This window comes from Halorubrum trueperi (assembly GCF_042662525.1).
Classification (GTDB): domain Archaea; phylum Halobacteriota; class Halobacteria; order Halobacteriales; family Haloferacaceae; genus Halorubrum; species Halorubrum trueperi.
Genome location: NZ_JBHSXI010000012.1, coordinates 246,859 through 266,927, shown reverse-complemented (window position 1 = coordinate 266,927; position 20,069 = coordinate 246,859). Strand labels below are relative to the sequence as shown.

The 20,069-nt window shown below is 64.3% G+C and carries 18 protein-coding genes and 1 tRNA gene; 11 read left to right on the top strand and 8 right to left on the bottom strand.

The annotated features are described in order from the left end of the window. Nucleotides 1-7: 7 nt before the first annotated feature. Nucleotides 8-1,090 (top strand): glycosyltransferase family 4 protein, encoded by a 1,083-nt coding sequence (locus tag ACFQEY_RS11785; RefSeq protein ID WP_379768735.1) that lies wholly within the window; start codon nt 8-10, stop codon nt 1,088-1,090. Between the two features lie 127 nt (nt 1,091-1,217). Here ACFQEY_RS11785 and ACFQEY_RS11780 read toward each other — a convergent pair whose 3' ends face one another. After that, nucleotides 1,218-2,069 (bottom strand): alpha/beta fold hydrolase, encoded by an 852-nt coding sequence (locus tag ACFQEY_RS11780; protein ID WP_379768733.1) that lies wholly within the window; start codon nt 2,067-2,069, stop codon nt 1,218-1,220. Nucleotides 2,070-2,977: 908 nt separating this feature from the next. Between ACFQEY_RS11780 and proC the strand changes: the two genes are divergently transcribed. The 5 genes from proC (at nt 2,978) to ACFQEY_RS11755 (ending at nt 8,289) form a co-directional block, all read left to right on the top strand. Next, nucleotides 2,978-3,757, top strand: coding sequence for a pyrroline-5-carboxylate reductase (gene proC, locus ACFQEY_RS11775; RefSeq protein WP_379768731.1), 780 nt, complete (start codon nt 2,978-2,980; stop codon nt 3,755-3,757). Continuing rightward, nucleotides 3,747-4,613, top strand: a complete 867-nt coding sequence (gene proB / locus ACFQEY_RS11770) for a glutamate 5-kinase (protein ID WP_379768729.1) — start codon at nt 3,747-3,749, stop codon at nt 4,611-4,613. Before proC ends, proB begins: the two co-directional genes overlap by 11 nt. Next, nucleotides 4,606-5,943, top strand: coding sequence for a glutamate-5-semialdehyde dehydrogenase (locus ACFQEY_RS11765; protein WP_379768727.1), 1,338 nt, complete (start codon nt 4,606-4,608; stop codon nt 5,941-5,943). Before proB ends, ACFQEY_RS11765 begins: the two co-directional genes overlap by 8 nt. Nucleotides 5,944-6,004: 61 nt before the next feature. After that, entirely contained in the window at nt 6,005-6,742 is a 738-nt protein-coding gene (locus ACFQEY_RS11760; protein ID WP_379768725.1) for an SDR family oxidoreductase, read from the top strand. Between the two features lie 263 nt (nt 6,743-7,005). Continuing rightward, nucleotides 7,006-8,289: an MFS transporter gene (locus ACFQEY_RS11755; protein WP_379768723.1), complete on the top strand. Its 1,284-nt coding sequence runs from the start codon at nt 7,006-7,008 to the stop codon at nt 8,287-8,289. Nucleotides 8,290-8,409: 120 nt separating this feature from the next. On the opposite strand, the gene ACFQEY_RS11750 is transcribed toward ACFQEY_RS11755, so the two are convergent. Both ACFQEY_RS11750 and thrS read right to left on the bottom strand, forming a co-directional pair. Next, on the bottom strand, nt 8,410-9,582 hold the full coding sequence (locus tag ACFQEY_RS11750) for a pyridoxal-phosphate-dependent aminotransferase family protein (RefSeq protein ID WP_379768721.1): 1,173 nt from the start codon (nt 9,580-9,582) through the stop codon (nt 8,410-8,412). 84 nt (nt 9,583-9,666) lie between these two features. After that, on the bottom strand, nt 9,667-11,643 hold the full coding sequence (gene thrS / locus ACFQEY_RS11745; protein WP_379768719.1) for a threonine--tRNA ligase: 1,977 nt from the start codon (nt 11,641-11,643) through the stop codon (nt 9,667-9,669). Between the two features lie 156 nt (nt 11,644-11,799). Here thrS and ACFQEY_RS11740 point away from each other — a divergent pair, with 156 nt between their 5' ends. Further along, the gene (locus ACFQEY_RS11740; protein WP_379768717.1) at nt 11,800-12,780 is read left to right on the top strand and encodes a PLP-dependent cysteine synthase family protein; all 981 of its coding nucleotides are present in this window, start codon (nt 11,800-11,802) and stop codon (nt 12,778-12,780) included. A gap of 71 nt (nt 12,781-12,851) precedes the next feature. Here the strand turns inward: ACFQEY_RS11740 and ACFQEY_RS11735 are convergent, their stop codons facing one another. Together ACFQEY_RS11735 and ACFQEY_RS11730 are read right to left on the bottom strand one after the other, a co-directional pair. Then, a complete protein-coding gene (locus tag ACFQEY_RS11735) occupies nt 12,852-13,274 on the bottom strand; it encodes a CoA-binding protein (protein ID WP_379768715.1) in 423 nt (140 codons plus the stop codon). A 97-nt stretch (nt 13,275-13,371) separates the two neighbouring features. Then, complete coding sequence (locus tag ACFQEY_RS11730; RefSeq protein WP_379768713.1) at nt 13,372-13,974, bottom strand: RAD55 family ATPase; 603 nt, start codon at nt 13,972-13,974, stop codon at nt 13,372-13,374. Nucleotides 13,975-14,188: 214 nt separating this feature from the next. Here ACFQEY_RS11730 and ACFQEY_RS11725 point away from each other — a divergent pair. From ACFQEY_RS11725 to ACFQEY_RS11715, 3 genes are all read left to right on the top strand, one after another. After that, nucleotides 14,189-14,263, top strand: a tRNA-Arg gene (locus tag ACFQEY_RS11725). Nucleotides 14,264-14,436: 173 nt separating this feature from the next. Then, nucleotides 14,437-14,871, top strand: coding sequence for a hypothetical protein (locus ACFQEY_RS11720; protein ID WP_379768711.1), 435 nt, complete (start codon nt 14,437-14,439; stop codon nt 14,869-14,871). Nucleotides 14,872-15,600: 729 nt separating this feature from the next. After that, nucleotides 15,601-16,518, top strand: a complete 918-nt coding sequence (locus ACFQEY_RS11715) for a glycoside hydrolase family 71/99 protein (protein WP_379768709.1) — start codon at nt 15,601-15,603, stop codon at nt 16,516-16,518. 108 nt (nt 16,519-16,626) lie between these two features. On the opposite strand, the gene ACFQEY_RS11710 is transcribed toward ACFQEY_RS11715, so the two are convergent. Further along, nucleotides 16,627-17,715 (bottom strand): radical SAM protein, encoded by a 1,089-nt coding sequence (locus ACFQEY_RS11710; RefSeq protein ID WP_379768707.1) that lies wholly within the window; start codon nt 17,713-17,715, stop codon nt 16,627-16,629. A 170-nt stretch (nt 17,716-17,885) separates the two neighbouring features. Here ACFQEY_RS11710 and ACFQEY_RS11705 point away from each other — a divergent pair, with 170 nt between their 5' ends. Beyond that, on the top strand, nt 17,886-18,314 hold the full coding sequence (locus tag ACFQEY_RS11705; RefSeq protein ID WP_379768705.1) for a universal stress protein: 429 nt from the start codon (nt 17,886-17,888) through the stop codon (nt 18,312-18,314). Between the two features lie 341 nt (nt 18,315-18,655). On the opposite strand, the gene ACFQEY_RS11700 is transcribed toward ACFQEY_RS11705, so the two are convergent. Then, entirely contained in the window at nt 18,656-19,690 is a 1,035-nt protein-coding gene (locus tag ACFQEY_RS11700; RefSeq protein WP_379768703.1) for a tyrosine-type recombinase/integrase, read from the bottom strand. Beyond that, nucleotides 19,683-20,063 (bottom strand): DUF5805 domain-containing protein, encoded by a 381-nt coding sequence (locus ACFQEY_RS11695; protein ID WP_379768701.1) that lies wholly within the window; start codon nt 20,061-20,063, stop codon nt 19,683-19,685. Before ACFQEY_RS11695 ends, ACFQEY_RS11700 begins: the two co-directional genes overlap by 8 nt. Nucleotides 20,064-20,069 lie beyond the last annotated feature (6 nt).

Below are 20,069 nucleotides of genomic sequence, written 5' to 3'. Positions count from 1 at the left end.
CACCACGATGAAGGTCAGCCACTACTTCGAGTTCGAGGACCGCGTCACCGGCGGCATCCGCGAGTCCGTCGTTCACCAGCGCAAGATGCTCGACCGCGTCGGCGTCGAATACACCACGGAGCCGACGCTCGACGCCGACGTGCTCCACTGCAACCTGATGGGTCCCCGATCCGTGTGGTACGCGAAGCGGGCTCGCGATCGCGGGGTACCGGTCGTCGCGCACACCCACGTCACCGCGGAGGACTTCGGCGACAGCTTCCGCTTTACCAACGCTCTCGCGAAGCCCCTGAAGCCCTACCTCAGTCGCGCGTACGGGCTCGCCGACGCGCTCGTCTGCCCGTCGGAGTACAACCGCGGTGTGATCGAGGCGTACACCGACGCCCCGACGACCGTGATCTCGAACGGGGTCGACCGCGAGAAGCTGGACGGGTTCGAGACGCTGGAGGCCGAGTACCGCGAGCGCTACGACCTCGACCCGCCGACGGTCTTCCTCGTCGGGCACGTGATCAAGCGGAAGGGGTTGGAGACGTTCGTCGAACTGGCCCGCGAGCGGCCCGACGTCGACTTCGCGTGGTTCGGCCCGCTCGACCTCTCGCTGAAGGGAAGAGAGACCACGCGGCTCATCGAGGAATCACCCGATAACTGCACGTTCACCGGGTACGTCGACGACGTTCGCGGCGCGTTCGCCGCGGGCGACGTGTTCCTGTTCCCGACCCACGAGGAGAACGAGGGGATCGCGTTGCTGGAGGCGATGACCGCCGGGAAGGCGGTGGTCGTCCGCGACATCGAGACCTTCTCGTGGCTGAACGACGGCGAGGACTGTCTGAAGGTTGATCCGACGGCGACCGAATCGACCGGGACCGGCTCGAAACCGACCGAATCGACCGGGGCCGGCCCGGAATCGACCGTCGATGCCAACTCTGAGAATGAGGCGGACTCCGGGGTCGAGGCGTTCGCGGCGGCGATAGACCGGCTGACGGACCCCGAGCTCCGTGAACGGCTGGGCTCGAACGCGGCGGCCCGCAGCGAGTCGTTCTCGCTCGACGCGATCGCCGACCGGTACCGCTCGCTGTACGATCGGCTCGCGTGAACGCTCGGTCTCGTCCCGATTTGGACGAACCGGCGATCGAAGAGCGACTCCGGTGGGGCATGGTGAAACCCCTGCTGAGAAGCTCGAGGAATGAGTGACTTCGGTTACGTTTGACGGCCTCCCGAAGTCACGACTTCTCCGATTCGTTGAACGTGCTCTCGTCGCCCAGACCACCAAGGAACTTCCGCACCGCCTCCGTGAAGAACACCGGATTGTCGATGTTCGAGGCGTGTCCGGCATCGGGGATCTCGGTGACCGATTTCGTGTTCGGGATCAACTCGCCCATCAGTACGGCGTGGTTGCGCATGAGCGACGGCTCGTTCTCACCGTAGAGAATGAGCGTCGGTGCATCGATCCGCGAGAGTTCGACGTTGCCACCGCGGGGGAAGGCGACGAGCGAGTTGACGATTTTGACGAACTCCGCGTGAGAGATGGTCGCACCTGCGTCGATGAGTTCCTGAACGGTCCCGCCCTCGCCCGCGACTCCGGGCTTGACGAAATTGCCGAGGCGCATCTGAAAGCGGTTGAGCGACTTGTACCGGATGACGCGATCGAGGGCGGCGAAGACTCGGAGATTCGTAAAGAGGAGCTGCCCGGCGAGGCCGAGAGGCGCTTGCGTGAACGTGTCGGCCAACACGAGGCTAGAGACCTTCTCGGGGTACGTTTCTGCGTACGCCTGCGCGATGCAGCCCCCGAGTGAGAGCCCACACAGCGCGGGCCGTTCGAAGCCGAGGGCCGTGAGCAGCGCGTCCAGATCCTCAACGTAGAGGGCGACACTGTAGGCCGGCACCGCTGATCCGCCTGTTCGACCGTGCCCCCGGACGTCGTACGCGACTGTTGTGAACTCGTCGTCAAGCGCGTCCACCTGGGTCGCCCACATGCGGTGGTCCATGATCGCGCCGTGAATGAAGACAATCGGGCGTCCGTCACCTCGTCGCTCGTAGTACGTCTCTATTCCGTTCGTTCGAATGGTTGGCATCGTGAGTTACCACTTACTGATGAGGGACTCTCCACAGTATCGGATAGTTATCGACGGGTTACCGTGATTCCGGATGCGGAGTGAGCGGCCTCGGGAGCGAACGACGAAGCTTCGCGCTTGAGCCGACATCTGTTGATCTGCCTGCGGTCAATACGGGAACACCGACGAGCGATACCGGGAGTAAGGATCGCATTGTGTTGAGGTGATCGTTTATAAGTGAACGCGTGGTGTTGCCGGCGGCTGTTTATATATCGTTACTGGTGCGGTGAACTGCTGTGTTACTGGCGGTGATTGTTTATAAGTCGTTGCTAGCGCGGTGAACACGTCCAAAGCCCCAGCCGCGACGGCTCGCGCACCTCGCTGCGGTCCTCAGTCGCTCGCGTTGCTCGCTCCCTGTGGTCCTTACTTCGGTGTGCTTCGCCCTCGTGGCTGCCCCTTTGAGTCCTCCCCACCACAACTGCACCGCACCTCACCCCTCCCCAGCCTCCCCAGCCTCGCCGCTCGCTCCGCTCGCGGCGTCCAGCGAGAATCCGAGATTCTCTGGCAGCCGGACGTAGTCCGGCGACCTCGCGGGCTCTTCGCGCTCGCTTAAAAGCGAGCGCTCAGAGGCGCGCCACCGCTTCAGTCATTTAGAAGCAGTTGTCGCTGCCGCATTCATCCATTTAAATACCGCGTCGCTATCGGCGGTTTGCAATACCCACTCCCGTAATCGATCAAGCGGTACCGATCAGTGACCCGCTATTTCGAGCGAAAAATCGTCTGATAAATGGGGTTCCAACGGAGCCGAGCGAGTGAATCCAATTGAGATCCCCTAGAAAACAACTCGCGGAAATCCCCGGCGGCGACTGTCGGCAATCGTCTCCAAAACCGCAGTTGGTATGAGCCTGAACCCACTTTCTGCAGGTAACATGACTCGCGTAAGCGTAATCGGTTGCGGAAACATGGGCGGTGCCTTGCTTCGGGGGCTCGCCCGAACTGACTCCTACCACCTGACCGCCATCGATCTCGACCCCGACGCCCTCGCCGGCGTCGCGGACGCCGCCGACGAGACGACCGACGACACCGCCGCCGGCGTCACGGACGCCGACGTCGTCGTCCTCGCCGTGAAACCGAACGTCGCCGAGGCGGTGCTCGGCGACCTCGATCTCTCGCCCGACCAGCAGCTCGTGACGCTCGCGGCGGGACTTCCCCGCGGGTTCGTCGCTGAGCGGACCGACGCGACGGTCGTCAGGATCATGCCGAATCTCGGGGCCGAGACGGGCGACGTGGCGGCGGCGGCGACCACCGAGGGACTCACCGACGAGGTCCGGGCGATGCTCGACGACGTCGGGGAGTTCGTCGAGATCGACGAGTCGCTGATGGACGTTTCGACGGCCGTCAACGGGAGCGGCCCCGCCTTCGCCTTCTACCTCATCGACGCCATGAAGCGAGGCGGGGTCGAGGGTGGACTCGATCCCGACCAGGCCGAGACGCTCGCCGCGCAGACGTTCAAGGGAGCCGCGGAGACGGTCCTGCGGGACGACCGGAGCGTGGACGAGCTCATCGACGCGGTGTGTTCGCCGAAGGGGACGACCATCGAAGGAATGGAGGTCCTCTGGGACAGTGACGCCGACGCCGCGGTCGTCGACGCCGTGGCCGCGGCCGAGGAGCGTTCGCGGGAGTTGGCCGAGGCCTTCGATGACGAGTGAGACGGCGGCCGTCGCCGATCTCGACCCCGAAGCGGTCGCCAGCGCGCGGACGCAGGCCGCCGAGGCGGATCGGGTGGTGGTCAAGGCGGGAACGAACTCGCTGACCGACGACGAGTCGCGCCTCGATCGCGTGAAGCTGGACAAGCTCGTCGCCGACGTGATGGACCTACGGCGACAGGGGAAAGAGGTCGTGGTGGTCTCCTCGGGCGCTGTGGGTGCCGGGATCGGCCACCTCGGGCAGACGCACCTCGATCGGGACGCGGGCGTCATAGAGGAGAGTCAGGCGCTTTCGACGGTGGGGCAGAGCCTCCTGATGAGACACTACACCCAGAGCTTCGACCGGTACGATCAGTCGGTCGCGCAAATCCTGGTGACCGGGAAGGACCTCGATGCGCCCGATCGGCTCACGAACTTTCGGAACACGATCGAGGCCCTGCTGGAGTGGGACGTCGTCCCCGTGATCAACGAGAACGACGCGGTCGCGACCGACGAGCTGCGTATCGGGGACAACGACATGCTCTCCGCCTCCGTCGCGGCTGCGCTCGACGTCGACCTACTCGTCACCCTCACCGACGTGTCCGGCGTGTACACGGGGAATCCGAAGCGCGACGAGGCGGCGGAGGTGATCGAGGCCGTCGGCGGGAACTACGACGACGTCCGCCGGATCATCGGCGACAGCACGACGACCGACTTCGGCGGAATCCAGACGAAAGTCGAGGGGGCCCGCGACGTCGCGGAGAGCGGAACGCCCGCGATCATCGCCGGTTCGGCCGATCGGGACGTCTTGGCGCGGATCGCAGCCGGTAAACCGACGGGGACGCTATTCGTCCCAACCACCGGTGAGACGGATGAGTGACTCCAGCGAGATCGAACGCGACACCGACGAACTGGTCAGCCGATCGCAGCGCGCGGCGCTCCGGCTCGCCAACGCCGACGACGTGACGCGGAACGACGCGCTCCGATCGATCGCCGGCGCGCTCCGCGACCGCGAGACGGCGATCCTCGAGGCCAACGAGCGGGACGTCGAGGAGGCGGAGGCGATGCTCGAACGCGGGGAGTACTCGCGCGCGCTCGTCGACCGACTGAAGCTCGACGCGGCGAAGCTCGACGACATCGCCGAGATGGTCGAGTCGGTCGCCGAACAGGAGGACCCCCTCGGACGGACCCTCGCCGCTCGCGAGCTGGACGAAGGGCTCGACCTCTTCCGGGTCTCGGTCCCGATTGGCGTCGTCGCCACGGTGTTCGAGTCGCGGCCGGACGCGCTGGTTCAGATCGCCGCGCTCGCGTTGAAGTCCGGTAACGCCGTCATCCTCAAGGGCGGGAGCGAGGCGAGCGAGTCGAACCGAGCCCTCTACGATGTCATCCGCGACGCGACCGCGGATCTCCCCGACGGGTGGGCGGGGCTCGTCGAGGCCCACGAGGAGGTCGATCGACTGCTCGAACTCGACGACCAGGTCGATCTGGTGATGCCGCGGGGCTCATCGGAGTTCGTCTCGTACATCCAGGACGCCACGCAGATCCCCGTACTCGGACACACCGAGGGGATCTGTCACGTGTACGTCGACGAGGCGGCCGACCTCGAGATGGCCGCGGACGTCGCCTTCGACGCGAAGGTTCAGTACCCGGCCGTCTGTAACGCGGTCGAGACGCTCCTCGTGAACGAGTCCGTCGCCCCCGACCTCCTTCCCGACCTCGTCGAGCGGTACGAGGACGCGAGCGTCGAGCTTCGCGGCGACGCCGCCACCCGCGAGATTGTCGACGTCGGCGCGGCGACCGAGGACGACTGGGACACCGAGTACGGCGACCTCGAACTGTCGATCGCGCTCGTCGACGACGTGTACGAGGCGGTCGAGCACGTCAACGCGCACGGCTCCAAGCACACAGAGTCGATAGTCACCGAGGACCACGCGGCCGCCGAGGCGTTCATGACCGGTATCGACGCCGCGAGCGTCTTCCACAACGCCTCGACGCGGTTCGCCGACGGGTACCGCTACGGGCTCGGAGCCGAGGTCGGCATCTCGACCGGAAAGGTGCACGCGCGGGGTCCGGTCGGCCTGGAGGGGCTGACCACGTACAAGTACTACCTGGAGGGAGACGGTCACCTCGTCGCGAGCTACAGCGGCGAGGACGCGCTCCCGTTCACGCACCGCGAGCTCGACGACGAGTGGACTGTGGGCGGGCGCTAGCCGAACGCCCCCTTCCGAATCGACGCGACCTTTTATGCTCGCCCTCGCCGACTTCGCGGACATGACGACACTCGACGGCGAGACGGCACTGGTGACGGGCGCGAGTTCCGGGATCGGCGAGGCGACCGCGCACGCGCTCGCGGAGCGCGGCGCGAACGTCGCCCTGCTCGCCCGCCGCCGCCAGACGCTCGAATCGATCGCGGAGGATTTGGAAGCCGCGTACGACGCTCGAACGCTCGTCGTCGACGGCGACGTCCGTGATCGAGCGACCTCGGAGGCCGCGGTCGAGGCGGTCGTCGACGCGTTCGGCGGACTCGACGTCGTCGTCGCCAACGCCGGGGTCGGCCGCGGAAGCGACGTGGCGACGATGACCGACGAGGAGTACTTCGCGATGCAGGAGACGAACGTCGACGGCACGTTCTTCCTGACGCGCGAGTCGCTCCCGCACGTGACGGAGAGCGAGGGAACGCTCGTCTTCATCGGGAGCTTCGCGGGGCGATTCCCCCGCTCGTTCAATCCGGTCTACGCCGCGACCAAGTGGTGGGTCCGGGGGTTCGCCCACAGCGTCGCGGCGCAGGTCGGCGACGAGGGCGTCGCCGTGAGCGTGATCAACCCCTCCGAGGTCCGAACCGAGTTCGGCAGCGAGGACGGCGAACCGTTCGAGGAGCGCTTCGAGCCCGGTACCGTGACGGAGCCGTCGGAGATCGCGGACGCGGTCGCCTTCGCGGCGACGCGAACCGGATCGTCCGCTCAAGAGATCGACCTCTACCGGCGGGACAAGTACTCCGAGACGCTGTAGCGGATGTGTGGTGTTGAAGTCGTGCACTCGCGCGAGTCTGCGGTCCGCGCGTCGCGGAGCGTCAGGGATCGATCGGCGCGCCGCACTCAGGGCAGGTGTCGTCACTCCGCGAAACGGCGAGGTCGCACTCGGGACAGAACCGACGATCGCAGGCTGGATCGCCCATACCCGCGCGAACGCGCCGCGTCGACAAAAATCCCGGTGCGGGGAGTGAGACCGGTCGAATCGAAACCGATTTTTTTCGCCCCTCGCGCCCATTCGGTGTGAGCAATGCCGACGCGCGGTCCCAGTTCTGGGCCCTCTACCTCGCTCGATTCGCCGAGGGGTTCGGCTTCGTCACGCTCCTGACGCTACTACCGACGTACATCAACGAGCTGGACCCGCAGGCGACGACGGTCCTCGGCGTCACGATCTCCGCCGGGTTCATCATCGGGATGTACACCTCGGGATTCACGCTCGCACAGACCGCGGCCGTGGTCCCGCTGGCGTGGGCGGGCGATCGCTTCGACAAGCGGCTCGTCCTGCTCTTCGTCCTCGGCTCCGGAGCGGTCGTCTACGCCCTCTTCCCGTTCGTCGACTCGTCGGGGTCGTTCGTCCTCGTCAGGGGACTCCAGGGCGTCGTCGTCACGGGCGCAGGGCTGATGACGCTCTCGCTAGTCGGCCAGATCGCCGATTTCGGTACCCGGGCCGACAAGATCGGCAAGGCGAACGCCGCCTCCTTCGCCGCCTCGATCGTCGGAGGGCTCAGTGCCGGGGTGATCTACGACGCGGTGGGATTCGACGCGGTGTTCGCGGTCATCACCGTCCTGATGGTGCTCGCGTGGACGATCACGTGGCTCGTCCTCGATCCGGATCCGACCCGCGTCGAGGGCTTCCCCTTCTCCGATCTCGCGGTCAATCGCCGGATCGTCACGATCTCGACGTTCCGCGCCCAGTACGCCTTCGCGGTGACGATGGTCCGGACGTGGGTTCCGATCTACGCCGGGACGGCGACGGCGTCCGGCGGGCTCGCCGTCGGCGCGACCGCGGTCGCGATCACGGTCACCGTCGAGAAGGCGGCGAACATGGTCGGACAGCTGTTCACCGGTCGACTCTCGGACGTCTACGGGCGCTCGCAGTTCGTCTTCGCGGGCGGCGGGGCGTACGGCGTGATCGCGCTTCTCATCCCGTTCGCGCCGGGTGTCGGCGAGATCGTAGGTGCCGATCTGACGGTGCCGTTCCTCGGGGAGTTGCCTTCGGCGTACCTCCCGCTGGTGGCGCTCTCCGGACTGCTCGGCGTCGCCGACTCCTTCCGCGAGCCCGCGAGCATGGCGCTGTTCGCGGACGAGGGGACCGATGACGGCGGCGTCGCCTCCAGCTTCGGCGTCCGCGAGCTGATCTGGCGGCCGGGATCCGTGGCTGGGCCCCTCATCGCCGGCTGGCTCATGGTCGAGGTACGTATGGCGTCCGTCTTCTACGTCGGCGGCGCGTTCGCAGTCACCGGCGCTGTCACCTTCCTCGCGGTGCTCGCACGCGATCACGGGCGAGCGGCGCTGAAAACGTGGTGAACGCGCATCGCTGGCGGCGCAATGAGTGTCCGACGCGAAGAGCGTGGGACACCCGTCGTCACGGGACGACCCCTCGGATCGCACCCGGCGGGAGAAATCAGATTCGCGGAGCGGACGGAACTACGCGTCGTATCCCTGCTCGGCCAGCGCGTCTTCCAGCGCGGCCAAGAGGAATTCCACGTTCTTCGGGCGGGCCGAGTGGCCCATACAACCGATCCGCCAGACGTCGCCCGCGAGATCGCCGAGCCCGGCGGCGATCTCTAGGTCGTACTCGTCGAGCAGATACTCGATGACTGCGCCGTCGTCGACGCCGTCGGGAACCCGAACCGCGTTCAGACTCGGAAGCCAGTACTCGTCGGGGGCGTTCATCTCCAATCCGAGGTTCTGGAGGCCCTCCTTCAGGTCGCCGGCGATCGAGCGGTGACGGTCCCAGCGGGCTTCGATCCCCTCCTCGGCGACGAGCCGAAGCGCCTCGCGCAGCGCGTACACGTTCGTGATCGGCGCAGTGTGGTGATACGAGCGGTCGTCGCCCCAGTACCCTTCGAGCAGCGAGAGGTCGAGGTACCAGGAGCGCGGCTCCTTTTTGCGGTCGAGCACCTTGTCCATCGCGCGGTCGTTGAGCGTGAGCGGGCTCGCACCGGGCGGACAGGAGAGGCATTTCTGCGGGCCGGAGTAGGCGACGTCGACGTCCCACTCGTCGACGCGAAGCTCCACGCCGCCGAGGGACGTGACGGTGTCGGCGATCACCAGCGCGTCGTGAGCGTGCGCGATGTCGGTCAGTTCGGGGACGTTCGGTTGGAGGACGCCCGTCGACGTCTCCGCGTGGACGAACCCGAACACGTCCGGCTGGTGCTCGTCGAAGGCGCGCTCGACGTCGACGGGGTCGAGGGGCTCGCCCCACGGCGCATCCACCTCGGCGACCTCGCCGCCGGCGCGCTCGGCCATCGACTTCATCCGTCCGCCGAAGTAGCCGTTCGTCGGAACCAACATCGTCTCGCCCGGTTCGACGAGGTTCCCGATCGCGGCCTCCATCGACGCGGAGCCGGTTCCGGAGACCGGGATCGTCCACCGGTTGTCGGTCCGGAACGCGTACCGAAGCAGCTCCTGGACCTCGTCCATGATCTCCACGAACGACGGGTCGAGGTGCCCGACGAGTGGCGTGCTCATCGCGCGGAGCACGCGCGGGTGAACGTCGCTCGGACCGGGACCCATCAGCGTCCGGTCCGGCGGCGTCAGCTCCCCCACGTCCGGTGCCCGCTCGACCGGTGTATCGATCTGCGGCGTTTCGCTCATACCGGATATCGCGGCGGTGACCGTCAAAAGCGCAGCGGAACGGTCGACCCCGTGCTATTCAATGGCACAATTTCCGCTCGCCCGTCACGACGCGTCGACGAAGTCCGGCTCCGTCCGCTTGTCGTCCCGCTCGTCGACGAGGTGCTCAACGAACGCGTCGAGGGTGACGTCGCCGCGCTGGTTCTCGAAGCGATCGCGGACGGAGACGGTCCCGGCCTCCTGTTCGTCGTCGCCGACGACGACCATGTACGGGAGCCGGTCGTCGTGGCCAGCGCGGATCTTCCGGCCGACCGTCCAGTCGCGGTCCTCGACCTCGACGCGGAAGCCGGCGTCAGCCAGCGCGTTTTTCACGCGATGCGCGTAGCCGAGCGTCTCGTCGGAGACCGGAAGGATGCGGACCTGCTCGGGCGCGAGCCACAGCGGAAAGTCCCCGTCGAAGTGCTCGATGAGCACCATGAAGAAGCGTTCGTAGCTGCCGTACAGCGCCCGGTGGATCATCACCGGCTGGTGCTCCTCGTTGTCCTCGCCCGTGTAGGTCAGGTCGAACCGCTCGGGCATGTTGAAGTCGAGTTGGACCGTCGGACCGTCCCAAACCCGGCCGAGCGCGTCTTCGAAGCCGAAGTCGATCTTCGGGCCGTAGAAAGCGCCGTCGCCGGGCTCGACGTCGTAGTCGTAGCCGCCGGATTCGAGCACCTCGCGGAGCTGCTCCTCTGCGGACTCCCAGATCTCGTCGCCACCGACGGATTTGTCGGGGCGAGTCGCCAAGGCGACCTCGACGTCCAGATCCAACGTCTCGACGACCTCGAAGATCATCTCGATGACGGACTCGATCTCCTGGCGGATCTGGTCGGGCCGGACGAACAGGTGGCCGTCGTCGATGGTGAACGACCAGACGCGCGACAGGCCGGAGAGTTCGCCACGCTGCTCCTTCCGGTACACCTTCCCGTTCTCGAAGTAGCGCTGCGGGAGGTCGCGGTACGACCACGACTGCTGGTCGAAGATGGTCGCGTGGCCCGGGCAGTTCATCGGCTTGAGACCGTACTCCTCGTCGTTGACGTCGAGGAGGAACATGTCGTCCTTGTAGTTCTCGTAGTGGCCGGACTGCTTCCACAGCTCGGTCCGGAACACGTGGGGCGTCTCGACCTCCTCGTAACCGTTCTCGCGGTTGAGCTCGTTCGCGAAGTTCGACAGCTCGCGGAGCACGGTCTTGCCCGGCGGGTGGTACAGCGGGAGCCCCGGACCGGTCACCGTCGGGATCGAAAAGAGGTTCATCTCTTGGCCGATCTTCCGGTGATCGCGGTCCTGGGCTTGCTCGCGCATCTCCAGGTGCGCTTCGAGGTCGGACTCGGAGGCGAACGCCGTCCCGTACACCCGCGTGAGGGTGTCGTTCTCCTCGTCGCCGCGCCAGTACGCCGCCGACACTTCGAGGAGGGTCGCCGCGCCGATCTCCCCGGTCGACTCGACGTGCGGGCCCTGACAGAGGTCTCGCCAGCCGTCCTGCACGTAGAAGGTGACCTCCTCATCGTCGGCCTCCTCGTCGAGGATCTGCCGTTTGTACTCGTTGTCGGCGTAGATCTCTTTGGCCTCCTCGCGGGAACGCACCTCGCGCTCGATGTCGTAGTCCGCCGCGATGATCTCGTCCATCTCCGCTTCGATGGCGTCGAGGTCGTCCTCGTCGAGGTCGACGTCGGTCACGTCGTAGTAGAACCCCTCGTCGGTCGGCGGGCCGATCGTGAGCGTCGCCTCGGGATGGAGCCGCTGGAGCGCCTGCGCAAAGACGTGCGCCGCGGAGTGGCGCAACACCGTCAGGTACTCGTCGGACTGGTCGGTGACGATCTCGATCCGCGCGCCGTCGTGGACCGTCGCGTGCTTTTCCACGAGTTCGCCGTCGATCTTCCCCGCCACGGTGTCGCGACCGAGCCCGGGGCCGATCTCGAAGGCGACGTCCTCGACTGTCGACCCCGCCGGAACGTTCAACTCTGATCCGTCCGGGAGGACGACCGTCACGTCGGCCTGCGCATCGGTCTCGCTCATACCTCTTCGGAACCGGACGAGGGGCATAAGTTTGTTCGATCCGCGGTAGCGCATCCGCCCCCGGCAATTCCCGCCACCTCCGACGATTCCCGCCGCCTCCGACGATTCCCGCCGCGCCCATCGACACGAAGCGCCGTCGCGGTCATGGAAACACACAAACCATCCGGCAACGATTGCGGGAACATGACGACCCATCGGGAGCCCTTGTCGTCGGTGCTGGAGACGATCGGGGAGACGCCGCTGGTCCGGGTACGGGACTCCCCGGACGCGGTTCCGGTGTACGCGAAACTGGAGTCGTTCAATCCCGGCGCGAGCGTCAAGGACCGCATCGGGAAGTACATGCTCGAACGCATGCTGGAACGCGGCGACGTGGGGGAGGGCGGCACCGTCGTCGAGCCGACCGCGGGCAACACCGGGATCGGGCTCGCGGTCGCCGCAAAGCAGCTGGGGCTGAACGCGGTGTTCGTCGTCCCCGAGCGGTTCTCGGTGGAGAAACAGCAGCTCATGCGCGCGCTCGACGCCGAGGTGGTCAACACCCCGAGCGAGGACGGGATGGGATTCGCCATCGACCGCGCCAGCGAGATCGCCGACGAGCTCGACGATGCGGTCGTCCCTCAGCAGTTCTCGAACCCGCTCAACGTCGAGGCCCACTACGAGACCACCGCTCCCGAAGTCGACGAGGCGCTCGACGGCGCGGTCGGCGCGATCGTCGCGGGCTGCGGCACCGGCGGCACGCTGATGGGAATGGCCCGCTACTTCCGTGAGCGACATCCCGATACTCACGTCGTCGCCGTCGAGCCCGCCGGCTCCGCGTACCGCGAGTTCCTCGGCGAAGAGGTCGAACACGAAGCGTACAAGACCGAGGGGATCGGCACGCACGACATCGACACCAACGAACTGTTCGATCCCGACCTCGTCGACGACATCCGGGCCATCCCCGACCGCGAGGTCCACGAGGAGATGGCCCGGCTCGCCGCCGAGGAGGGGCACCTCGTGGCCTCGTCGTCAGCCGCAAACGCGATCGCCGCCAAGCGGGTCGCCCGCGGGATTCGGAACGGCGAGATCACGGCCCCTCACGACTCCGTCGCCACCGTCTTCCCGGACTCCTCGGAGCGATACCTCTCGAAGGGCGTGTACCGATCCTTCGAGGAGTGGGAAGGGTGATCTCGCGGAGAGTGGGGAGCGTAGTCTGACGCGGATCGCTTCTCTCTGTCGAATTGCGGTCGGATTGCGGCCTACCTCCGCAGCCGACCGTGTTCGACTTTCATACAACGGTCCTGCACGACCTCGATCCCGTCGGCCTCCGCGGCGGCGGCCGCTTCGTCGTGGCTGATACCCAACTGGAGCCACACCGCATCGGCATCCCCCCGTTCGGCGTGTCGTTCGCGTACGGCGTCGAGGACGGCCGGAACCTCCTCACTCGGACGGAACACGTTCACGAGATCGATCTCCTCGTCCACGGCGGCGAGGTCGTCGTACGCGGGCTCGCCGAGGATCTCGTCCGCGAACGGGTTGACCGGAATCACCCGGTACCCGTACCGCTGGAGGTACGCCGGTATGTCGTGAGCCGCCTTTCCGGGCGTCGTCGAACAGCCGACGACGGCTATCGTCTCGGCGTCGAGCAGTCGATCGATCCCCTCGTCGTCGGTGATGGGCATACCTCATCGTACGCGCCCGGGAGAAATAAACGACGCACCTCCGCGAACGAAATGACTCACCTCCGCGAACGAAATACCGTTCTCGAGCTCGACTCGCTCAGGCCAATCGAATGTCGCTCTCGCCGTCTTCGGAGAGGGTGATGACGCCGTCGAAGAGCTGCTTGACGGTGTTCATCGCTTGGTTGTCGTGTGACGTCGAGTCGATGCTGAACAACCCGAGGCCGTTCACGCTCTGGATCCGTCCGGTGAACACGTGGAGGAACCGGAACACGGTTTGGAGGTCGGAGTACATCAACAGCGTCGACAGCGAGTGGACCATCACGCGGTTTCGTTCGATCCCGCGATCGTCGAACGCCTGCAGGAACTCCGACAGCTTGATCCCGATTCCGGTCATGTCCACCGGCGACGAGGCATACTTGATCCGGTCGGACTCGCGGACGTCGTTCACCCCCTGCTGGCGGGTGACGCAGTCGACGACGGCGACGGGCTTGCCCTCGTACGGAGTTCGCTTCGCGTAGTCTTTCAGCACGCGATCGCCGCCGTCCTTCGTCGTCACGACGATTGCGCCGTCTCCGCGCTCGGTCCCGTCAGCCAGCAGGTCCATCATCAGCGACCGCTTTCCGGTGAGTGGTGGCCCGGTGAGCAGGAGGTTCGTTCCGGGTTCGACCTCCTCGTCGAAGTGTGGCCTCAGGTCATACATGGAGGTACCTCGGCGACGGCGAGAAAGATTCGGGCCACTCGTTCGGCTGCAATGCCGTGCGACCAAGACACATCTACTACGGAAACCATACCCGGTCCGAATAATATTCTTTTTGATCGCCCGCGAGGCCGACGGGCGACGGACGCGCCGCGTTCGCGCCCACCCGATTTCGGATCGCGGGACTTAACATCTTCAGCGGAATAGCGTGGAGCACGGGCGCTTAGCTCAGTCTGGATAGAGTGCTTGGCTTCGGACCAAGCTGTCGCGGGTTCAAATCCTGCAGCGCCCATCCGAAATTAAGTCGAAACGGAGTAAAATAAAACTAACCGCTAGAGTCGTCTACGACTCCCATTTCGGCGGAATCGCGTTTCTCAAATTCGCTGATTTTCTAGCGACCAATTCGTTCCGAAAAACGGCCCTTCGCAGTCGTCCGATTTGCTCCGCAAATCAGGGTGATCTGCAGTGAGCCTCGGGACGAGTTCGAACTCTGAATGTCATCTGACTGCTGATGGTCCGGGCGAGTTCTGGTGTCCCGTCTGCGGACAGAGACGTACCAGCACCCAGATTTCCGGGACTGAGTACGGGCACGCGCTCGACTCCCCTGAGCGGCCGGCCGATCACCTGATTGTCCAAGATAGAGTTTCCGGAATCATCGATCGCTACGAGGATCGAATCATCGAACCCCTCTCGACCGTCCACGGTCGGAAGCTTCGTGATGAAGTGTTCGAAGAGTCTGAAGCCGTACCCCGTACCGGCCAAGCTGGTGAGACACAAGAGAAAGCCGTCGAGGAAACCGTTTCACGCGGATCCCAGCCGCTGATCGCAGCCGTAGAGGTGATGCTGGAGCGTCTGGTTCGGCAGAGTTCCACGAAAGAGCGTTCGGTCGAAGGAGGATAAAATGAAACAGCGCCAGGAGGCCCTCGACGATGTCGACGGTTGTGGCTCGTCGTACACCGAGTCGTCGTGTTCTAATTTTGGTCTCACATGCACAGACGCCACCGTACCGTATCTGATCCGTGATGTTCTGGTGAACGCTGCAAGCAGTCGGCGTCGGATTGCGTCCTATTCGGTCGCGAGTTCGTCGTAGATCTCCTCGTGTTCGTCGAGGTCCTGCCGTCCGAGGAACCGGATGATTACCTGTAGATTATCGACTTCGTTGAAATCCGCAGAAACTGAGACAAATGGGTGTTGAATGGAGGGAATAGACGCAGTACGGAACCACGTATCTTCCTCCAAATGATCACTGAACCAACTGTTCAGAAGTGTCTGAAATATAATAAGTGATCAGAAAACAACCACCGGTGGGATGCTTATCTGATTTTCGCAGGGAGTAGGATTTTTAATGACGGGTAGGATCGTGAGCGTATGGTTTGCACGGAAACATCTGTCACTCGCCGCTCCGTGTTAGCAGCGGTTGCGGGAGGTGGGTTGACATCGACGGCTGGGTGTACGGGGGATTCTTTGCCCATCCCGATGGGAGGGGACGGCGGGAGTGGGTATACGAGGGAGTTTGAGCCACTCCAGGATTGGTCAACGGAAATTGGTGCCGTCTATATGCCCTTCTTTTCTCCGGAATCTCTCTGGAGGGACTGCGCCGTCGGGACACCGGCCGTGGGTCGATACGATATGGGAACTGAAGCGGCGTTACACCGCCACGGCGACCTCATGCAAGGCTTCGGGATCTCACGTCTCCAATTCGACATCTACGAACCAGAACAAACGAGTCCCTTCCTTGAAACCCGGAGTAATACGCTCCTCGAAGAGACGCCGCTCGAAGCGATGTACGTCATTTCGAATTCCATGCAACAGCGAGGGAGCAATACGTTACGCGAACAGCTCGATGCGTGTCTCGGAACGATACGGGACGACTTTTTCGAGCAGGAAAACTACGCGGAACGGGACGATAGACCAACGGTCAAATTCTGGAACATCTCGTGGGCCGCGTGGGGAGGCAACGACGCGTCCGCGGCGGTAAAAGAGTTTATCGAACGGGAGTGGGACGATTTCGAAGCCTTCGGAGGATATCTCCGTCAGGAATTAACTGTCGACGGAACGGAACCCTTCCTGATCGGTGGATTCGGTGGATTGGGCCGAACCTATTCGAACGTCAAAGAGGGTGAATGGGTGGAGACCAACGTTTCCCTGGCCCGTGCGTTCGATGCGGTTTCGAATTGGACTGGTGACAATCCAGCAAACGAAACGGTCTCGCAAGGTGCACACATTGCCTTTCAAGAGGAGAATTTTGCCGGCTATGAAGCGCTGGCCGATGACCTCGATATTGAGTTCATCCCCGTTGTTCAACCCGGATTCGACGATCGGCAAAACAAGTGCTGGGGTAGTAATAGATACATCCCGCGGAGCCCAGGTCACTTGGAAGCCATGTTCGACGTCGCAGACAACTATGGAACGACGGATCGAGTCGATGTCGCCTCCTTCAATGACTGGGGTGAGGGCCATCAAATTGAGCCGGGCTCGTATCGAAACGAAGACTACGAAACGGAATATCTGGAGGTGGTGAAGTCGTTTGTTACGGAGGATTCGTGAGCAAATCTCTTCCGGTCGGAACGACCGTGATTGGCGGATCCGCACGTTCACTGATTTCCAGCGACCAATCGATCCGAAACCGGGTCATAGAACCCGCACCGAACGCTCTCACACGTTTCGAACGCCGGCTTCTCCCTCCGTCGTCGCCGCCGGCAACTCGCCGTCGTATCCTTCGGGCACGTACGGACAGAGGGGATCGCTTTCAAGCGGATCGCCGGTAGTCGCGAAGGCGCGCGACCGGCTGCCCCCGCACACCTGCCGAAATTCGCAGGCCCCGCACTTCCCACGCAGGAGGTCCGGTTCCCGGAGATTTTCGAAGAGGTCCGCGTTGCGGTAGATATCGACGACGGACCGCTCGCGGACGTTGCCGGCGGACCGTGGCAGGAACCCGGACGGGTACGTCTCCCCCGCGTGACTCACGAAGGCGAATCCGCGCCCCGCGGTGATGCCCCCGCGTCGACGGATCGCGGAGTCGTTGCCACTTTCTTGCAGCCCGACCCGCCGATAAAAGGGGGCTTCGGTCGTTTTGACGCCGAATCGCTCCTCAACGGCGACGCCGTGAAGCCATTCCATCACGGCCTCGGCTCGCGCCGGCGAAATGGGATCGAGGATCCGACCGCGGCCGACCGGAACGAGGAAGAATACGCTCCAGAGGACCGCACCGAGTTCGCGAACCCGGTCACGAACGTCCGGGAGCGCTTCGACCGTCTCCGCGCAGACGGTCGTGTTGATCTGGAGCGGGAGCCCCGCTTCTCCGGCGGCTTTGGCCGCCGCCATCGTGCTTTCGAAGCTCTCCTCGCCACGGAACCGATCGTGGCTCTCGCGGGTCGCGGCGTCGAGGCTGAGCGCGATTCGCTCGACCCCCGCGTCAGAGAGTGACTGGACCCGCTCGGGCGTCAGCGACGCGGTGCCGCTCGGCGTGATAGTCATCCGATGGCCCAACTCGTCTCCTGCCGCGACGAGTTCGAGTAAGTCGTCCCGAGCGAGCGGATCGCCGCCGGAAAGGACGACGAGCTGACCGTCACCGAATTCGGCGGCGTCTTCGAGAAGACGCTTCCCCTCGGTCGTCGTCAACTCGTCGGAATGGCGCGCGGGCTTCGCGTTCGCACGACAGTGTCGACAGGCGAGCCCACACGCCTGCGTCACCTCCCAGATCAGGACCAGCGGTCGTCGATCCGTGTCGACGGTGTCGAACATCTGATTCTCCGTACCGTTCCCTCCACGTTGACCGATCTCCCGAACGTGTTCGGCACGCGATCAGCACGTCGGGACCTCGCCGCAGCACGGTTCCGGCCCGCGATCGCAACTCGATCGGTCCACCGTCAGTCGCCCCGCGGTTTGATACCGTTTCTCGTCGAACACTCCCCATGGTCGACAGCGTTCTCGTCGCGATGGACAACTCGCCGCTGAGTCGCGAGGCGCTCGAATTCGCCCTCGATACCTTCTCGGACGCGGACGTGACCGTCGTTCACGTCGCCTACCCAGAGCTCGACATGCTTCCGGCGGACACGAGTGAAGTGTACGAGGTCGATATCGACGACCTCGACGGTATCGGAGACGAAACCGCACGGTCGGTGTTCGAGACGATCCGCGACGTTGCCGACGGACGGGATATTTCCGTTACCTTCCTCATCGGTGAGGCGGACCGTCGACTCGTCGAATACACCGATCGGGGCGATTTCGACCACGTCGTGCTCGGTACCCATGGTCGCGAGGGCCTCTCACGGCTCCTGATCGGGAGCGTTGCCGAGGCGGTCGTACGACAGACGAACGTGCCCACGACGCTGGTGCGGTAAGCTCGTCTCGGCGATTACTCCACCTTTCGTCCGATACGTTGTCAACCCGTCACCAGATTTTGTCTTTCCGTCTCGGTAAGTCGTGGTTCCGCCTCGGTAAGTCGTGGTTCCGCCTCGGTGAGCCGTGTCGGCGTCGACATTGCTCGCTACGTCCGGATCTGATCGGTCGAGCGCACCGGACTCAGCGCAGACAGATCCGTCACCCGCAGCGTTCTCCCTGATCGTTGGCCGATAGGATATTGTATATAGCGACATAGTATTTATTAGGTGCAGGTCCGACATCGAATACTGACTATTTTCGAACAACAGTATTGGAACTTACTCGAAATCGATCCGAGACACTACGCTAGCAGTCGGTAGACGTTTTCCACGTACGTTTCTCGGACTTGATCGCCCCAGTTGTGCGTGTAGGTGTCGATCACGTCGTCGGCGACGTCGCCGCGAAGGTATTTGACGACCCCGCGATCTCCCGTCCGATCCCGGAGGTGCGTCGTGAAGAAGTGCCTGAAATAGTGGGGTGTGACGTTTTCGGCGGCACCTCCTCCCGTGCGGTACCATCCTTCCTCGCGGCTGTATCGCTCGACCACGTGTCTGACCGCCTGCGGATCGAGTCGCTTCCCCCACCTCTCTGCGGTGCCGACGAACAGCGGTTCGGCGGGCGAGGGGCTGTCGGGGCGGATAGCGAGCCACCGCTTCAGCGTCCGCGACAGTTCGTCGTCGATCGGAATCACGGTCCCTCGCTTCCGCTTGTTGGATGCGGTTCGAACCTCGCCGTTCACCGTCTCACCGACCGTCGCCTCGGAGGTCACGTACAGCGAATTCGGTCGATCCGCGAGGACCGGTCGTTCCCCCACCGGATACGCCGCGTTCAACTCCTCGTCTTCGATCGAGAGATCCCGAAGATCGAGATTGCAGCACTCACCGACACGCATTCCCGTCTTCAACAGCGTCACGACGAGCGCTCTGTGAAGCGGATGGCGTATCCCGGCGACGAACGCGCGCATCGTCGGGATCGGGATGTCGCGCCGCGCAGGATCTTTATCGACCGTCTCGTCCATCTCCTCCATCACGAGCGTCATCGGATTTCCTTCGAACGCGCCGACCTCCGTCATGTATCCGTAAAACCGGTGTAGATAGGCGGCGTACGTCGCTACCGTGCTATCGGCCACCTCCCCGCGTAGCGAGTGAACGAACGCCATGCAGTCCCGATGAGTCGCCGTCCCGGGCGTCGTCTCCGCGTGCAAGAACGTCTCGAAGCGCCTGAGAACGCGCTCGTAGGACTCTCGCGTTCGTTCCGTCTTTCCGTGGTACGTCAGGTCCTCGATGAAGTACCCGATGGGGTCGTCGACGTCGGACGCGGCTCGGGTACTACTCATTTGTCAGTGTGTACCCGCCCTCTCGGCCGCGGTGTCGGACGCGGTCTCGCTCCTGTAAGGCGTCGAGCGTCTCCTCCAACTGGTCCTCGAAGTCACCGACCATCGCGTCGACGAGCTCCTCCCACGAGAGGGGGCCGTCGGCGAGAGCCGCTTCGACCTCCGTTTCGAGGTCCTCACCCCCGGGGTCGGACTCCCCAGACGATGGTTCGGTAGGATCCGATGACTCCGCGATCGAGAACCCCCGACGTCCGGCCTGTACCATCGTTCTGACGAACTCGCTCTGGGACATCCCGAGATCGTCGGCGTGGGATTGCCACCGTTCCTTCTGTTCGGCGGGCACGTACGTTTTCACCGATCGCCTATCGTCGCTCATCGTTCG

Coding starts and splice junctions, on each gene's coding strand:
- ACFQEY_RS11785 (WP_379768735.1), top strand. CDS start 8: ATGAAGGTCAGCCACTACTTCGAGTTCGAGGACCGCGTCACCGGCGGC.
- ACFQEY_RS11780 (WP_379768733.1), bottom strand. CDS start 2,069: ATGCCAACCATTCGAACGAACGGAATAGAGACGTACTACGAGCGACGA.
- proC (WP_379768731.1), top strand. CDS start 2,978: ATGACTCGCGTAAGCGTAATCGGTTGCGGAAACATGGGCGGTGCCTTG.
- proB (WP_379768729.1), top strand. CDS start 3,747: ATGACGAGTGAGACGGCGGCCGTCGCCGATCTCGACCCCGAAGCGGTC.
- ACFQEY_RS11765 (WP_379768727.1), top strand. CDS start 4,606: ATGAGTGACTCCAGCGAGATCGAACGCGACACCGACGAACTGGTCAGC.
- ACFQEY_RS11760 (WP_379768725.1), top strand. CDS start 6,005: ATGACGACACTCGACGGCGAGACGGCACTGGTGACGGGCGCGAGTTCC.
- ACFQEY_RS11750 (WP_379768721.1), bottom strand. CDS start 9,582: ATGAGCGAAACGCCGCAGATCGATACACCGGTCGAGCGGGCACCGGAC.
- thrS (WP_379768719.1), bottom strand. CDS start 11,643: ATGCCCCTCGTCCGGTTCCGAAGAGGTATGAGCGAGACCGATGCGCAG.
- ACFQEY_RS11740 (WP_379768717.1), top strand. CDS start 11,800: ATGACGACCCATCGGGAGCCCTTGTCGTCGGTGCTGGAGACGATCGGG.
- ACFQEY_RS11735 (WP_379768715.1), bottom strand. CDS start 13,274: ATGCCCATCACCGACGACGAGGGGATCGATCGACTGCTCGACGCCGAG.
- ACFQEY_RS11730 (WP_379768713.1), bottom strand. CDS start 13,974: ATGTATGACCTGAGGCCACACTTCGACGAGGAGGTCGAACCCGGAACG.
- ACFQEY_RS11715 (WP_379768709.1), top strand. CDS start 15,601: ATGGGAACTGAAGCGGCGTTACACCGCCACGGCGACCTCATGCAAGGC.
- ACFQEY_RS11710 (WP_379768707.1), bottom strand. CDS start 17,715: ATGTTCGACACCGTCGACACGGATCGACGACCGCTGGTCCTGATCTGG.
- ACFQEY_RS11705 (WP_379768705.1), top strand. CDS start 17,886: ATGGTCGACAGCGTTCTCGTCGCGATGGACAACTCGCCGCTGAGTCGC.
- ACFQEY_RS11700 (WP_379768703.1), bottom strand. CDS start 19,690: ATGAGTAGTACCCGAGCCGCGTCCGACGTCGACGACCCCATCGGGTAC.
- ACFQEY_RS11695 (WP_379768701.1), bottom strand. CDS start 20,063: ATGAGCGACGATAGGCGATCGGTGAAAACGTACGTGCCCGCCGAACAG.